8 protein-coding genes are annotated in these 17038 nt (G+C 69.8%); 7 read left to right on the top strand and 1 reads right to left on the bottom strand.

Features of this window, described 5'->3' with window-relative positions:
* Positions 1–170 precede the first annotated feature (170 nt).
* From WMF44_RS46390 to WMF44_RS46365, 6 genes are all read left to right on the top strand, one after another.
* Positions 171–2120, top strand: coding sequence for a hypothetical protein (locus tag WMF44_RS46390; protein WP_437296454.1), 1950 nt, complete (start codon positions 171–173; stop codon positions 2118–2120).
* A 2-nt stretch (positions 2121–2122) separates the two neighbouring features.
* Complete coding sequence (locus WMF44_RS46385) at positions 2123–3940, top strand: acetyltransferase (protein ID WP_437296453.1); 1818 nt, start codon at positions 2123–2125, stop codon at positions 3938–3940.
* A 29-nt stretch (positions 3941–3969) separates the two neighbouring features.
* Positions 3970–5475 (top strand): OmpP1/FadL family transporter, encoded by a 1506-nt coding sequence (locus tag WMF44_RS46380; RefSeq protein ID WP_437296452.1) that lies wholly within the window; start codon positions 3970–3972, stop codon positions 5473–5475.
* A gap of 610 nt (positions 5476–6085) precedes the next feature.
* Positions 6086–6376 carry a hypothetical protein gene (locus WMF44_RS46375; RefSeq protein WP_437296451.1) on the top strand — a complete coding sequence of 97 codons (291 nt, stop codon included), beginning with the start codon at positions 6086–6088 and terminating at the stop codon, positions 6374–6376.
* Between the two features lie 200 nt (positions 6377–6576).
* Positions 6577–9648, top strand: a complete 3072-nt coding sequence (locus WMF44_RS46370; protein WP_437296450.1) for a tetratricopeptide repeat protein — start codon at positions 6577–6579, stop codon at positions 9646–9648.
* 215 nt (positions 9649–9863) lie between these two features.
* Positions 9864–12731 carry a kelch repeat-containing protein gene (locus WMF44_RS46365; RefSeq protein WP_437296449.1) on the top strand — a complete coding sequence of 956 codons (2868 nt, stop codon included), beginning with the start codon at positions 9864–9866 and terminating at the stop codon, positions 12729–12731.
* 116 nt (positions 12732–12847) lie between these two features.
* Here WMF44_RS46365 and WMF44_RS46360 read toward each other — a convergent pair whose 3' ends face one another.
* Positions 12848–14377, bottom strand: coding sequence for a sigma-54-dependent Fis family transcriptional regulator (locus tag WMF44_RS46360; protein ID WP_437296448.1), 1530 nt, complete (start codon positions 14375–14377; stop codon positions 12848–12850).
* Positions 14378–15009: 632 nt separating this feature from the next.
* Between WMF44_RS46360 and WMF44_RS46355 the strand changes: the two genes are divergently transcribed.
* Entirely contained in the window at positions 15010–17031 is a 2022-nt protein-coding gene (locus WMF44_RS46355; RefSeq protein WP_437296447.1) for a hypothetical protein, read from the top strand.
* Positions 17032–17038: the final 7 nt, after the last annotated feature.

Genomic DNA, 17038 nt, shown 5'->3' with positions numbered 1-17038 from the left:
AACAGCCGAAGGACACCGATACGTGTCCTGGCGCGCCTGGCGTCGTCGCGGATCGAGCTCACCGCGCCGTCGCGGCACGAACTCTTTGTCGCGCCGCCGCTTCGAAGTTCGGTAGCATCGGGCGTCTCTTCCTGCGGATCCCGAGAGATCCCTCGACGAGGAACCCTCGCATGACGCACTTCTCGCTCGCCCTCTCCTCCCGGTGCGGCGCCGCGCTCCGCGGCGCTTCCCTCGTGCTGCTCGCCGCGCTCGCCGCGTGCGGCGACGACGGAGGCGGCGGCGGCAGCGGGGCCGCGGGCGGCGGGGGGAGCGGCGGCGAGGGCGGCGAGGGCGGCGGCGCGGTCATCGAGGAGCCGAACCGGTTCCGCCTGCGCATCGACGACGCCGAGGTCCCGTCCGTCGTGCTGGAGCTCGACAAGCAGAAGGCGCTCCAGGTCTTCGGCGAGGACGGCGCCAAGCAGATCACGATCCTCGACGTGGACACGACCGGGCTGCTCCGGAACGCGCTCGAGCAGATCCAGAACGCGTGTGGGACCTCATGGCAGAACGATAGCCCGGACCCGGGCCATAACTGCTCGCTCACCGAGCTCGGCCAGAGCTTCGGGGCCGAGTGGCGGAGCTCCCCGGAATTCGCGCTCGTCCGGCTGCTGAGCATGACGCCCGCCAACGCCAACGTGACGGGGACATCGCTCGCGGGGCTGCGGGCGATCTTCGAGGAGAATCCAGGCACCTTCGCGTTCGACTTCGCCGACGTCCTCTCCGACAGCATCACCCTCGATCTGGCGGTCGAGCCGGCTCCGGACGCCGTACGCAGCAACCGGACGGCCCCCTTCGTGCCGATACCCAAGCTCATCCTCGCCCTCCAGCAGCAGCTGCTCGGCACACACCCGGCCATCGCCAGTCCAGATGGCTTGAGGATGCCTGTCAGCCTCTACGAGGCCCTGGTCGATCTCCAGCCGCTGTCCGAGAAGCTCGGACCCAGCGGGGATCATCCAGGCGTGCTCGTGCGGGACGATGAGACGTTCACGACGAAGAGCGATGTCCTCCTGCCCGACTTCCAGATGCGCGTCGTCGCCGAGTCCGGCCTGCGCAGGGTCTCGGGGGTCGATCTCTCCAAGGGAGGCGGTGACATGTTCCTCCGGGACGGCGACGCGCCGCTCCGGTTCGACTTCACCGATCCGGAGAAGCTCCAGATCAGCGGCATCGCCCCGACACCGACGATCGATATGCGCATCTCGCTGCGCGAGCTGCCCGCCGAGGTGGAGGCGTGCGTCGAGTCCGAGGAGCCAGCCTGCAAGGAGAACCGTCCGGGCATGCCGGTCGGCTCCAATACGGTATGGTCCACCCCTCCATTCATGATGGAGCACATCGTGGGCAAGGCGGCTTATCTCACGTATGGCGAGCGCGTGCCCTTCACAGGGTGCTACTTCCGCCTGAGCGGGACGTGCCGGGTGGGCGTGACCATCGGCCAGAACGGCGACCCGCGCGGCTGGACGGCCTTCACGGACCTGGTGTCCGACCAGCCGCCCCCGATACCGCCGTCGCAGTTCTTCTGGGAGCTGCTCACCGAGGTCGGCCAGGTCGCCATCCACGATCCCACCGGCGAGGGCAGCCCCGACATCGTGGAAGGCGCCGCCCAGCCGGTCTTCGCGCTCCGCAACGTCGGCATCGGCCTGACCGCCGACGAGATCGTGGCCGAGCTCCGCCCGACCCTGCAGAGCCAGGCCAAAGAGATCGCCGACATCATCCTGGGCAGGTACTGGGTCAACAACGACGGGCTCGACTTCTTCTACGGCCGCGGCGCGCCCGACGGCGCGCCCACCTTGTTCTTCGTCGCCGAGGACGACCTCCGGCCTTCGGATCAAAGCTCGGAGGCCCCTCGCGCCTACACCTACGAAAGTCCCGGCTTCTTCACGAGCCCGGATCTCAGCGAGGCGAGCAAGGTCTCGACGAAGGAGCTCGACGGGGTCGACGACACGACGCACGAGAAATACAGGCTGCCGCCGGGCGAGACCACGCTGTACATGCAGGACGACGAGGGCGCCGTCTACGAGGTCCGCTTCTACGTGCCCGAGAGCGACGATCCGGTGGAGATCACCGCCGACGTGGAGAAGCTCTGATCATGGAAGCGCGAGACCGCACCCGCCCCGCCGCCCGCCGGCTCTCCCGGCTCGGCCCCCTGCTCGCCGCCGCGCTCTCCACTGCGCTGCCCGGCTGCGTCGATGCCGTCACGGTGGAGCAGGCGCCGCCCCCGCCGGCGCTCGGCGTGCGCCAGAGCCGCACCCTCACGCTCGAGTTCCTGCGGTTCGACGCGAGGGGCTTCGCCAAGACGCTCACGCTCGACGAGCTCAAGGCCATCCCGCGGCCCACCCTCGAGGGGATATGGCTGCTCGATCTCGACATCTCGACGCTCATCGAGAACGCGCTGCTCAAGGTCATGTACATGCCCCCCGCGGAGATCGCGGCGCTCCCGCCCGCGTCACGGAGCCTCGTCGGGCTCCTGAACATGACGCCGGAGAACGCCGACCTCCGCGGCACGAGCCTCGAGGGCCTGCTCGGGGTCGGCAACGCCGTGGGGCTCTCGACCTCGAAGATCCTCTCGGACCTCACGGGCGCGGCCGGCAACGAGCGGCTCATCCCCGTCCAGATCACCTCGCAGGCCGTCCTGGAGAACCTGGTCAGCACCCACCCGAACACCCAGCACCGGAGAGGGCCGACGAACGACGAGCACCCGGACGGCGTCTACCCCGTCGCGCCGCACTCCATCCCCGTCACGCTCTACGACGTCGTCACCGACTTTGCCGGCCTCGCCGCGCAGTTCGGCCCGGCGCCGCTCGATCCGGACGACCCGGACGGCGCGAAGCACCCCGGCTTCATCAAGGCCGCTTCGGGGGTGAAGGCGGCCCTCGACGACTTCACGATGACGGTCCGGGTCGACGTCAACGCCCTGCCGTACAAGGGGGTCGACGCCACGATGGCCGATGTCGCGAGCGTCAACAGCACGCCCGGCCAGATAGACACCCTGTTCGATTTCAGCCAGGAGGACTGGCTCGTTCTGGACAACCTCGCCAGGAACCTGAGCATCGGCGAGCTGACGCTGGCCATCCCCGAGAACGCGATGCTCCTGCCGGGCGGCACGAGCCGGGAGCCCGCGCCGCGCGGCAACTCGCCCGTGTGGGAACAGCCGCTCTGGGAGTTCGAGCACATCCTCGCCCGCGCGGGTGAGCTCAGGGCGGCCCAGATCGAGGATCACTGCTCGAGCTACGCGCCCGCGGGCACCTCGACGAGCGACTTCGAGGCCGTGAAGGTCTGCATCGACGAGAGCGGATGGACAGAGATCAGCGTCGACGAGAGCGTCGTCCTGGAAGACCCGCCTCCGGCGCCTTCCTACTTCTGGGACATCCTCCTCGACGTGGCCCAGGCGCGGCTCCATGACGGCGGCCTCGCCGAGGGGGAGGCCAACCTCGAGGTGACTTTGCGCGACGTGCCGGTCGGCGTGAAGACCGAGGATCTCGTCGCGAGCATCAAGGAGAACCTCGCGAGCGATCCAGCGGTCCTCAAGGACATGGCGCTCGAGCTCAACAACAACGCCGCCGGCGACGCGGACTTCTACCTCTACCAGCCGAGCACCGAGAGCGGCGTCGCCGGCCAGCGGGATTACCTCTACTTCGTCGCGCCCGACGACATCCGCAAGGACGCGGAAGGCGTGCGCGTGCGCGACTATGCCTACGAGAGCCCTGGCTTCTTCTCCGACCCCGCGCTCGAGAAGAAGGTGTCGACGACCGAGGAGATCGACGGCGACGCGCTCCACGAGAAGGTGGAGGTCAAGGCGGGAGATACGCTGTACTTCGCGGACGACGAGGGGCACCGCTACGAGATCAGGATCGGCGACAAGCCGAGCCCCCATCGCCTCTCGCTCACCCTCACCCGGATCCAGTGATCGGCCCCCCCACCGTGAGGACCCGTCTCATGCAAGGAGCTCTGCCGTCCCCGCGGCCCCGCGGCCGCGCCGGTGCCCGCGCCCGTGCGCGTCAACGAACAGGACGTGAACTCGCCGCGCTCTCGCTCGCGACAGGCCTCGTCTGCCTGACGGCGCGGGACGCGCACGCCTCGGGCATCGACGCGCCCTGGGTGACGAGCGGCCTCTCGGGCCCCACGACGGCCGACGCCGCGGCCGTCTACTGGAACCCGGCCGAGCTCGCGGGGGTCCAGCGGCCGGAGCTCGTCCTGGGCGCGGGCCTCATCGTCGGCCACGCGACCTACCAGCGCGAGCGGCGCGGCACGTACCAGACGCCGGACACGCTCCAGTTCAAGCTCCCGCTCGATCCGGCGAACGTCGACGCCAGCAAGCGCGGCCGCGCCGAGGAGGTGTCGACGACGCCGATCGCGCCGACGGGCAACGCCTTCCTGGCGATCCCGGTCCTGCCGGACCGCCTGACCGTGGGCGTCGGCCTGTATGTCCCTTATGCCGCGGCGCTCAGCTTCCAGGACGGCGCGCAGCGCTGGCAGCTCCGGCAGGCGTTCATCGTCTCGACGTCGCTCACGGCGGCCGCCGGGCTCAAGCTGACCGACCAGGTCTCGCTCGGCGCCGGCGTGTCCTACGTCAGCGGCCTCGCGGAGCTCTCGAAGGTGCAGGACTTCGGGAGCCTCAAGGAGTTCCACGACGGCCTCGACTACCTCAAGCAGGACAACGACTTCGGCCCGAACACGCCGTCCGAGCTGCGCGAGCTCGACGTCCTCGCGCGCTCCATCTCGATCAAGGAGGCCCTGTCGCACGGCGCCTCCTTCCACCTCGGGCTGGCCTTCAATCCCAACAAAGACCTTCGCTTCGGCCTCACGTACCAGCACAGCGCGGCGATGCGGTACAAGGGCAAGTTCGCCATCGACATGGACCACCCGTTCTTCACGCAGGACCTCGCCGAGCAGGGCCTGCGCTACAAGCCGCTGGTCGAGGGCGACGTGGAGCTCTCGTTCACGCTCCCCAAGCGGCTCACCGCCGGCGTCGGCTACCGGGTGAACGACAAGCTCAGCGTCGATGGGCTCCTCTCGTACGTGCTCTATTCGGACATCGAGGCGTTCGTCGTCGAGGCCTCCTCTCCGGACCTCGCCCAGCCGAAGCTCGGGATCACCGATCGCGTCACCGTGACGCTGCCGCGCAGGTGGAACGACACGGTGTGGGCGGAGATCGGCGCCAAGTACAAGCTGAGCGAGTCGCTCCTGGCGACGGCGTCGGTCGGGTACCAGTCGGCGGCCTCGCCGGACAGCACGATCGACGTGGCCTCGCCCGACAACCACCGGCTGATCGGGGACGTCGGGGGCGTCTTGAAGCTCAGCGATCGCGTGTCGCTCTCGGGCGACGTCCGCGTGCAGGGCATCCTGCCGCGCACGGTGACCGGCTCGGATTACGACCTCGGCAACGGGAAGTACTCGCTGGTGCTCGCGACGGTGGGCGGACACCTCAAGTTCGTGTTCTGACATCGATTTGCCGGCCGCCTGCGGCTACTTGACCCCGTTCGAGCAGTATGGGCTATCGACGTTCTTGCAGGAGTAACAACCAGAGCTTGTAGGCACTCATCGTCCTCGATCACGGACTCCTGTCTGGCGGTGAGGCTCGGAGGGGGCGAGCCGGCGGTGACCGAGATGCACTGCTTGCCGTAGAGGGAAGACGTGCCGGCGGCGGCGAAGGTCACCGAGAGCCCCACGTCGTGGCTGATCGCCGCGAGCCGGCGCGCTGTTCTCCGCGAGGAACAGGTGTCTCCTTCAGAGAGACAGGAGGCTCGGCAGCCGCGTGCTCAGCTCCGGAGATCAGGCGAACGATGCGCCTCGATTCCGGCGCAAACGCGGGAGCTCGCCGGCGGACGCCCGGCCCGCTCGCCGTGGCATGGCAGCTGCAAAACCTCTCGCCGGACGCTTCGTTTCTCGCCGACAGCGCCGCTTCAACCCACGGGCAATGCTCGTTGCGCGCGGGTCGACGCGCAGAGGGCCATTCGCCGTGAGCTCCTGTCGACGTCAACGACATCGCTGTTCCACCTGTCCGGTCACCATCGAGGAGAGTCGAATGTTCACTCACGTCACCCAACGATCCATGTCTGTCCTTCTCGCGTCGCTGCTGGCGAGCTTCACCCTGTTCGGCTGTCAGGTCGAGGTCGCGGAGGAGCCGTCCCCCGACGTCGAGGTGGGCGAGGCGAGCCAGGAGCTGATCAACTGCAAGGGCCGGTGCGTCAGGTCCTTCCTGGCCTGCATCCGGTCGTCGAGCGAAAGCGAAGACCGCGAGTTGTGCACCGCCGAGCGGGATGCCTGCCTGGCGGACTGCGACGAGCAGACCTGCGAGCCCGGGGAGCCCGGGTGCTGCCAGGGTCAGCCGACCTGCTGGTAGCCGCCTCTCCCCCGCCCTGCCGGGATGATGGAACCGCCAAGGCGCCACAAGACGCCAAGATTGTTGGGATTTTCTTGGCTCCCTTGGCGTTTTGACGCCTTGGCGGTTCCAAAGACCCACCTTGGTCAAAACACCCCACCACCCGAGAGAGGGCGACGCAGGAACCGCAGGCCGCGACGCGGCATGCTACACAGGGTCCTGTGAGCCTGGGCGAGAGCGTGATCATCTGCCCGGGGTGCAGCGCGGAGAACTCACCGTTCAACCCGCGTTGCACCCGCTGCGAGGCGCTGCTCTCGGAGGAGCCGCGGCCGCGCTCCACAACCGCCGAGGAGCACCCGTCGAGGCAGTCGACCTCCCGCGACGAGCACGTGTCCTCGAGCGCCACGATCGATCCGCTCGCAAGCACGATCGTCGTCCCGCACGGGGGAGCGTCCGGGCCTCCGGCGCCGCCCGAGGCCGAGGCGTCGCTCGATCTGCGCCCGGGGACGAAGCTCGGCCGGTTCGAGGTGATCGATCACCTCGGCGAGGGCGGCATGGGCGTGGTGGTGCGAGCGCGCGATCACGTGCTCGGCCGCGACGTGGCGATCAAGGTGCTGCGGCCCGAGGTGCTGGGGCGATCGGGCGCGGCGACGGCGCTCGCGCGGCTCGTCCGCGAGGCGCAGGCCATGGCGAGGATCAAGCACCCCAACGTCGTCACGGTGCACGAGGTCGACGCCTCGGCCGGGCAGGTGCGCGTTGTGATGGAGCACGTCGAGGGCCGGACGCTGCGCGCGTTCTGCGCGGAGAAGCGGCGGCCCGCCGCGGAGGTCGTCGCGGCCTTCCTCCAGGCGGGCAAAGGGCTGTCGCAGGTGCACCACGCGGGGCTCGTGCACCGCGATTTCAAGCCCGACAACGTCCTTGTCGGCGCCGACGGCCGCGTGCGCGTCACCGATTTCGGGCTCGCGGGGCTCGCGGAGGGCGAGGCCGGCGGCGGCGGCGCGGAGGCGGGGATCGAGGCCGCGCTCACGCGCTCGGGCTCGTTCCTGGGGACGCCCGTCTACATGGCGCCGGAGCAGCACCGGCGAGAGGCCGCGGACGCGCGGGCCGATCAGTATGCGTTCTGCGTGTCGCTGTGGGAGGCGCTCGCGGGCGAGCGTCCGTTCGCCGGCAAGACCTACGACGAGCTGCGCGAGAACGTGGCGCTCGGGCGGGTGCGAGAGCCGCCGCGAGGGGCCGAGATGCCGGCGCGGATCCGCCGCTGTCTCGAGCGCGGGCTCTCCGTCGACCGGGACGCTCGATACCCCGACATGGACGCGCTGCTCGCCGATCTCTCGAAGGATCCGGCGGCGGCGTGGAAGCGCGGGCTCGTCGCGGCGTCGGGGCTCGCGCTCGCGGGCCTGCTCGTGTTCACGTTCGCGCGGCAGCCCGCGGACAGGCTCTGCAAGGGCGGTGAGGCGAGGCTCGCGGGCGTCTGGGACGAGGCGACGATGGCCAAGGTGCGGGCAGCGTTCGCCGGCACCGGGCGGCCGCACGCGGAGGACACGTACCGGCGCGTGGAGAAGGCGCTGGGCGATCGAGCGCGCGCGTGGGTCGCGATGTACGCCGACTCGTGCGAGGCCACGCATGTGAGGGGCGATCAGTCGGCCAGCCTCCTCGATCTCCGGACGCTGTGCCTGGAGCGCCGCCGCCAGGAGATGGGGGCGCTCACGGCGCTCTTCGCGCAACGAGCGGACGCCGGGGTGCTCGATCGATCGATCGAGGCGTCGCTCGCGCTCCCGGGCCTCGAGCGCTGCGCGGACGCGGGCGCGCTGACCGCGGCGATCCCGCCGCCCGCGGACGCGGCGGCGCGGGCGCGCATCGACGCGCTGCGGGGTCGCCTGGCCGAGGTCAGGGCCCTCGATGAGGCCGGCAAGTTCGGCGAGGCGCTCGCGCTCGCGCGGCCGCTCGCCGACGAGGCCCGCGCGACGGATTACGCCCAGATCGAGGCGGAGGCGCTGTTGATGCTCGGGCGCGCGGCGCGGGACGCGCACGACGCCCCGGCCGCGGAGGCGGCGCTCCGCGAGGCGCTGCGCGCGGCGGCGCGGGCCAGGGACGACGCCCTCGCGGCGGAGGCGTGGCCGCAGCTCATCTACGTGGTCGGCTATCTGCAGGGCCGGCACGCCGACGCGCTCGCGCTGCAGCTGGCCGCCGAGGGCGCGGTCGAGCGGACGGGGGGCGACGCGCTGGCGAGCGCGCGGCTGCTCGGCACGCTGGGCAGCGTCCTCGACGAGCAGGGGAAGTACGGCGAGGCAGCGCAGCACGTCGAGCGCGCCCTGGCCGGCCTCGAGAAGGCCCTTGGCCCGAAGCATCCCGAGGTCGCGACGACGTGGAGCCGCCTGGGCACCGTCCTCCTCCACCTCGAGCGGTTCGACGACGCGGAGCGCGCCTACACGCGAGCGCTCGCCGTCCGGGAGGAGACGCTGGGCGCCGCTCATCCGAGCGTCGCGCTCACGCTCAACAGCCTGGGTCGCCTCTTCAACACCCAGGGCAAGTACCGAGATGCCTTGCCCCGGATCGAGCGCGCCATCGCCATCCAGGAGACGGCGCTCGGCCCCGATCACCCGTTCCTGGCGGCCTCCGTCAACAACCTCGGCATTGCGCTCGTCATGCTCGGGGAGACCGACGCTGCCAGGCGTGCTCACGAGCGGGTGCTCGCCATCCGGGAGAAGGCGCTCGGCCCCGATCACGCCGACGTGGCGTCATCGCTCAACAACATCGGGGCCGTCCTGGAGATGCAGCAGAAGTTCGCGGAGGCGACGCCCTATTACGAGCGGTCGCTCGCGATCCGCGAGAAGGCGCTCGGCCCCGATCACGCGAGCGTGGCCGCGTCGCTCGCCAACCTGGGGAGCGCGCTCGTCGCGCAGAAGAGGTACGCCGAGGGCCTTGTGCGCCTCGAGCGCGCCGCGGCGATCCAGGAGAAGGCCGTGGGCCCGAGCTCGCACGCGGTCGCGTCGATGCTCACCGGGATCGCCAGCGCCTACAACGAGAAGGGCGAGCCGGAAAAGGCGCGCCCGTTCGCCGAGCGGGCGCTCGCCATCTATGCGGCGAAGGGCGAAGGCGTCTCGCCGATCGAGCTCGCGGATACGCGCTTCCACGCGGCCCGGGCGCTCTGGGGCTCGGCGCGGGACCGGGCGCGGGCGGTCGAGCTCGCGACCCAGGCGCGCGACGCCTATGCGGCCGAAGAGGGGGAGTACGCGAAGCGCGCGGTCACGGCGGTGAACGGGTGGCTCGCGGAGCACGGCGGCGCTCGGTGAAAGGGGGGCCGCGCAGGCCCTCACCCACCCGCGGCTCTCGAGTCTCGAGTCTCGAGCTCGCGATCGTCATCGACCTTGGCGAGGTGAGGGTGAGGCAGGGTATCCATCGCGTGGTCGCAAGTCGTTATACCCTTGTTCGAACCATGCACTCACAGCTTCCACGGAAGAGCCCATTTTTCTTGACAGCCAGAACATCGAGATTGCTATCGTCGGGCATGCGTTCCGCCTCGTTCTTGCGCCGCTTCGCCCCCGTCCTCCTCGTCGCGCCGCTCGCTGCGGCGCTCGGATGCGATGACGCCGATACCCCGCGAAGCCGCGTGGAGGAGCAAGGCATCGGGGCGGCTGTCGCCGCGCTCACGGCGCCGCGCTGGGACATGGCGCCGCCGATGAACGTCGCCCGGAGCAGGCACACGGCGACACGTTTGCTCGACGGGAAGGTCCTCGTGGCCGGCGGAGCGAGCGAGACGGCCGAGGTGTACGACCCCGCCACGAATACATGGGAGCTCGTCGCGCCGATGAGCACGCGGCACACCGGCCACACCGCGACGCTCCTCCCGGACGGCAGGGTCGTCGTGGCCGGCGGCGTGACCGAGGTCGTGGAGATCTACGACCCCGCCGCGGATGCATGGACGCTCGCCGCGCCGCTCGTCACGCCGCGCGAACGCCACACCGCGACGCTCCTGCCCGATGGCCGGATCCTCGTGGCAGCCGGCGAGTTCGAAGAGTGGGTGATGGGCTCGAGCGAGATCTACGATCCCGTCATGAATACGTGGACCGACGCGGGCCCGCTGGCGCAGGTGCGCTCCTCCCACACGGCCACGCTCCTGCCGAACGGCAAGGTCCTCGTGGTGGCCGGGGTGGACGCATCCGGTGACCCCATCGGCAGCGCGGAGATCTACGATCCGATGACGGGCACGTGGACCGCCGCGGGCTCGATCCAGAATCGGGAAGGGCACACCGCGACGCTCCTCGCGAATGGCAAGGTGCTCGTCGCCGGCGGCTACACCGATTATGGTGGTGAGGGGTTCTCCTCCACGAACCGCAGCGCGGCGCTCTACGATCCGGCGAGCGATACCTGGACGACGGCGACGCCGATGAACGTCACCCACCACAACCACACGGCCACGCCGCTCGCCGATGGCCGGGTGCTGGTCGCCGGCGGCGGCGCGCTCACGGAGGTCTACGATCCGGCGAGCGGGAGGTGGTCGCTCGGCAAGTACCTGAACATGGACCGGAGCCGCCACACCGCCACGGCGCTCGCAGGCGGGCGGGTGCTCGTGGCCGGCGGCGGGAGCGCGACCGTCGAGCGGCTCACCCTCGCGGCCCAGGGCGATTCCTGCCTCTTCGCGGGCGAATGCGCGAGCGGCTTCTGCGTCGACGGTGTCTGCTGCGATGCCGCGTGTGACGCGGGCTCGTGTGACGCGTGCGCGGTGAGCGCGGGCGCGTCGGCGAATGGCACCTGCACGCCGCTGAGCGGAGCCGTTTGCGGCAGCGCCGACGGCTGCACGGCGAACGGCGTCTGCCAGGCGGGCGCTTGCGTCGGGGCGTTGCCGGTCGGCTGCCAGTCCCCGTGGACGCCGGCCGGGAACATGCCCGTGCCGCGGCAAGACGGCACGTGGGCCGAGCTCGCCGATGGCCGCGTGCTCGTGGCCGGCGGGTACGACAACGACTGGAACGACACCCTGTCCGCGGACCTCTACGATCCGGCGACGAACGCCTGGGGCGGCGTCGCGTCGCTCTCGCAGGCGCGCCGCAAGCCCGCGTCGATCCGGGTCTCGACCGGCGAGATCCTCGTCGTGGGCGGTGATTCTCCGTCGACGGCCGAGGCCTACGATCCGGCGAGCAATACGTGGACGCTCACCGGCGCCATGGTCGCGCACCACGATCCGAGCGTCGCTCTCTCGCGGCTCCCCGACGATCGTATCCTCGTCGTGGGCGGCGGGACGGCGGTCGCCGAGCTCTACGATCCGACGACGAAATCCTGGGACGCGACGGGCTCGCTCGGCGTCTCGCGCTCGGGGCACTCGGCGGTCCTCTTGCACAACGGGAAGGTGCTGGTGAGCGGCGGCGCTGGCAATCCGGCGACGGCGGAGCTCTACGACCCGGCCACGGGGACGTTCTCGCCGGCGGGGACGCTGACCTTCGCGCATTCCGGGCACCAGGCGACGAGGCTGCTCGACGGCGGCGTGCTCGTGGTGAGCGGCAACGGCGCCGATCGGTATGACCCGGCCTCGAACACCTGGACGCCGACGCAGGCGTTGCTCATGCCGCCCGCCGATTTCACGGCGACGCTGCTCGGTGATGGTCGGGTGCTGGTCATGGGCGCGCCGCACGTCCCGCACGCGCAGGTCTACGACCCGGCGACGAATGACTGGAAGGTGACCGGGCCCCTGGACGTCGCGCGCCGACGTCATACGGCCACGCTGCTCGGAAACGGAATGGTGCTCATCGCGGGCGGCACGGAATGGACGGGCGGCAGCCAGTGCGACCTCCGGAGCGCCGCGGTGTACGATCCCGTGACGAATGGCTGGTCGATGGTGCCGAACCTGAGCAGGCTACGCAGCTCTCCGTCGTCCGTGCTGCTCGATGGCAATCGCGTCCTCGTCTTCGGGGGGTTGCTGGGAGGTTGCTCGTCCGGGGACGGCGACCCCGAGGCGCATGGAAGCACGGAGATTTACGAGGGCGGCGTCACCCCGGAGGGCAGCGGCGGAAGCGCGGGCGCGGGCGGGTCCGGCGGAATGGGCGGCTCCGGCGGCTCCGGCGGAAGCGCAGGCGCCGGCGGCTCCGGCGGAATGGGCGGCTCCGGCGGAAGCCCAGGCGCCGGCGGGTCCGGCGGAATGGGCGGCTCCGGCGGCTCCGGCGGAAGCCCAGGCGCGGGCGGAAGCGCAGGTGGCGCCGGTGGAATGGCCGGCTCCGGCGGTCAGGGCGGTATGGGTGGCGTGAGCGGCACCGGCGGCTCCGACGACGGCGAAGAGCCGGGCGACGGCTGCCGCGCCGCACGCGGATCCGCGGGAAATAGCGGGAGCGGCTTCGCGGCCCTCGTGGCCCTGGGCGCCCTCTTCACGCGCCGCCGCAGGCACTGAAACGCGAGAAGGCTCTCGAAAGCTGTGGAGAATAGGGGGGATGCCCGGACGGCCACCTCCCCCCTCTCCCCTTGGCGTCCTTGGCACCTTGGCGGTTCAAAAGCCGGCGGCGTCCGTCACCCATCGAAGGCAGGGCGCCGGCCGCCTGCGCCGGCGACCCGGTGCTTCGCCAGGAGCTTCTGCAGGTAGGTCCGGTTGAACCCGGATTCCCGCGCCGCCTGCGACACGTTCCCCCCGTGCCGATCCATCAGCGCCACGAGGAACGCGCGCTCCAGCTCGGCGACGCCCGCCTCGCGCGCCGCATCGAGCTCGTCGGCGGAGAGCCGCGAGAAGCGCGGCGCCAGCGGCCCGGGGCCTGCTGGCTGAGCCACGTCGGACGGCAGCAGATCCACGTCGAGCTCCGGCCCCGCCGCCAGGATGCACGCGCGCTCCACAACGTGGGCGAGCTCGCGCACGTTGCCCGGATAAACATGCTCGCGGAGCGCCCGCGCGGCGCGCTCCGTGAAGCGGGGCCGCTCGCCGGGGCGCTTCCAGCAGGTGCGGAGGAAATGCTCGACGAGGAGCGGGACATCGCTCGCGCGCTCGCGCAGCGGCGGGATCTCGATCTCGATCACCTTGAGCCGGAAGTACAGATCGCGCCGGAACTTCCCTGCCTCGACGAGCGCCGGCAGATCCTGGTGGGTCGCCGCGATCACGCGGACATCGACCTTGTCGGTCCGGTCGGAGCCCACGCGCTGGATCTCTCCGAACTGCAGGAAGCGCAGGAGCTTCGCCTGCACGTCGGGCGCGATCTCCGCGACCTCGTCGAGGAAGAGCGTGCCTCCCTGCGCCGACGCGACCCGCCCGACGCGGTCCCGGTCGGCCCCGGTGAACGCGCCTTTGACGTGCCCGAAGAGCTCCGACTCGAGGATGGTGCCCGGCAGCGCCGAGGTGTGCAGCGTGACGCAGGCCTTGCTGCGCCGCGGGCTGTTCACGTGGAGCGCGCGGGCGATGAGCTCCTTGCCGGTGCCCGTCTCCCCGCGCACGAGAACGGTCGCGTCCGAGTCGGCCACCTGCGCGACCGTCTTGAGGAGCGCGAGCATCCTGGCGTCCTGCGTGACGATGCCCTCGAAGTCGTAGCGGGCGAAGAGATCGCGCTCTAGGCGCTGGCTCCGTCGGCGCAGCGCCTCGCGCTCGCTGGCCCGCTTGAGGAAGAGCCCTGCGAGCTCGGCGAACTCCGCGACGAAGCGGAGCGCCTCGTCGCTGGCGGCCCGGGACCTGTACTCCACGTAGACCGCGCCATAGACGTCGGCGCCGTGGGCGAGGGGCGCCACGAGCGCAGCGGACGCGCCCGACTCCTCGAGGCTCTTGAGGAGCGAGGCGCGCGGCTCGTCGGCGTCCCTGGAGAGGTGGACGATCTGCCGCGTCTCGATGGCCTGCCGCACGAGGCCGCGGCTGAACTTGCGCTCCTTGTCGGAGATCTTCGCCTTGTCGAAGTGGACCGCGAACTTCTGCTCGTAGGAGCCGTCCTCCCGGACGACGATGAAGCCGCGGTCGGCGCCCGTCGCCTCGAGGACGCGGCGGAGCACGAGCTCGGGGGCCTTCGCGTCGTCGTCCTCCGAGAGGAGGATCCTCACGATCTGAAGGAGCGAGGGGTAGAGATCCATGGGCGCAGGGGCCAGGGTACGACGGGGGAGCCCCGCGGGCCATCGTCACCTTCCTCGCGTGCACACCCGCACCGCTCGCGGCTCTCCGCCGCCATCCGGTGCACCACCGCGCCTGCATCCGCGCGCCAAGGAGCTACGGGGCGTGGGCCCCCGCGCTTCGGCTACCCTGCCGAGCCGGGATGGAGAGCGTGTGAGCTCGCCACGCTCGGGTTGCGAGCCATCGAGAGAGCCGGCACCGGCGCCGCGGACCCCGGCGGCACCCCGAAGCGCCATTTCGAGGTGGCGTACGCTTCGGAGGCAGGCGCGTTTCGACAGCGAACATCTCTTGATTTCTGGCGCCGCCAATGCGGAGCAAGTCAGCCGTGTCAAGAGCGGATCACCACGCCCGACTCAGGGGACAGAGGGTCGCTCGCGCGATCCGCCTCGCTCCTAAAAGCGTAGCGTTGGGTCGACAGTTTACCTCAGCATCAAGAGGGACTGCGTCCGTTCGACGGCCGCGTGCCCGAGTGACAGCTCGGGCTCTCGCGGCTCGGGCCGCCTTGACAGCGAGAATGGACTGGCGTCCGATCCCTCGTCAGGAGACCATTGCAATGCCAGATCGAACTACCCGACCGCCCGCGAAGCTCCACGGAGTGTTTCTCGGCCTCTGCATGACGCTCTCCGTCATGGCCGTCCCAAGGACTTCGAGCGCCGACTTCACCGAGGCAGTCTACGAAGACACCCGATCGCTCGTGGAGGATCTCATCGAGGAGGAGATACGAAAGACAGCCGTCCCCAAGATGGCCTGCTATGCAAAGTACCATGGGCTCCTGAAGTATTTCCCGAGGACCTTCGGCCAGGCGTATCGAGGCCAGTTTGGGTCGATACGCAACACGCTCCGCAGCGAGATCAATGGTCTCCTGGCGAACGCGGTGGTCGTACTGTATCTACATTCCAATGAGATCCTGCAGAAGAACGCGGATGCCGGAAGTGGACAGAAGAAAAAGGTCGATCTGAAGGAAGTCTTCAGCATACTGACGCGTCCTGACCAGAACTTGAAGAAGGAGGACATGGACGCGCAGTGCCAGAGCATCGCGGAGAAGGACGAGGAAGACGCTGAAGGGAACACGGAGAAGGGATCTCCTGCGAATCAGCTGGGCGAACGCAAGACAGCGCCGGATCCAGCGGACATCAAGCGCGGAGACGCGCAATGGACGGCGCTCGACATCTGTGACGCTCTTCCGTTTCTCAGCGGGCAGCCGCTGGCTGCGTCTCAGCAACCGTTGCCTGCGCCGGAAGCCATTGAATATGAGATGGCTTGCACCCTGGGTCGAATCACGCGAGATTCGCTCGATGGAAGGGAGCGGTCGGCGCTCGACCGGGTCCCTACGGTCGTGGCTCTGGCGATCTCGGACGCGATTTACCGTCTGTCGGTCAAGGAGCCGCTCTTGCAAGACAGCGCCACGAAGGCGCTGCTCGGGGACCGGCAGCTCGTCGCAGAGGTGGTGGAGACCATCGAGGCGCATGTCCGCGCTCTGATGGCCGATGGCAACCTGAACCTTCTCGCCGGGGCCACGGCTGCGGCACCCGCGCCGCTGGCCCCGCCGCCTGGGACATTGCCGCCTCTCCTGCCTGCCAGCGACCAGGAGAGCCTCAAGCGCCTCAACACGCAGATCGCGAGCTCTACCTCGGATCCGAACGTCTACGTCGGGTTGCTTGGCAAACTGGAGCAGGTGCGCGAGGTCGCTGCTTCCTTGCAGCGCGTGAAAATTCTGTGGAGCCTGCGGACCAGTGGCACCTCCGCGATGGGCAACCTCCGGCGGATGGCTGGCGCTGCAGGGCCGCTTTGCAAGCTGCGAGCCCAGGGCCAAAAGGATCCCGATTGCATGTTCGAACCGTCGGCGCTGCTCGACGAGCTCGCTCGCCTCGCGGACGTCAAGGACTACTGGGAGATGCTCGGTCGGATCCTCAAGCCGCTCAACTCCGAAGAATCCGAGTTGTGTAAAGGCGATCGCAAGATCTATTGCACCTTCGCCCTCCGCTTTGCGAGTTACTCCATCGACGCGGTCGATGACGGCGCGGTGAGCGTCGAGGTGCGCGTCGCGCTCCGGCAGAGCATCCTTGATATCGTCCGGTCGACAGGCCAAATCGGCGGGATGAACCGGCCGATTTTCCGTACGCGGTGGTACCGGAGCAATGTTCTGGTGCCGGACTTCGCCTTGCGCCTGTCCTGGAACAGCGCGTACATCAACGAGAGTGACGGAAACGGCTTCCGGTATACGCCCAGCGTCGAGGCGCTCTCACTCAGGGGGCACTTCTGGTACACGAACCGCGTCTACATCGGCGCCGACCTGGCGTTCGTGGATGCGGTCGCGCCGTTCCAGGAGTTTGCCTTGCGCAAGGCCGACGTCAATTACCGGCATTCGAGCCGCCCCTGGGCAAACTTCCTCAACCCGAGGCTGGATCTCCTGTTCGGGGCGCCGTTCCTGACGCGCAAGCTCGCGCTGGCAGCGGGCGCGTCGTGGCGCACGACGGTCGCCATCGCGGAGCCGGGCGGCGAGCATACGACGTACGCGTACTGGTGGGACCAGCCGCGCGAGCTCGAGAACCTGTCGACGGCCTCGTTCCTGTCGCGGTTCCTCGAGATGAACATCGGTATCAAGTACATGCCCTGACGCCGTG

Source organism: Sorangium sp. So ce426, assembly GCF_051475585.1.
Lineage (GTDB): Bacteria > Myxococcota_A > Polyangia > Polyangiales > Polyangiaceae > Sorangium > Sorangium cellulosum_B.
Note: the sequence above shows the minus strand (reverse complement) of the source record. Positions and strands in the feature narration are given on the sequence as shown.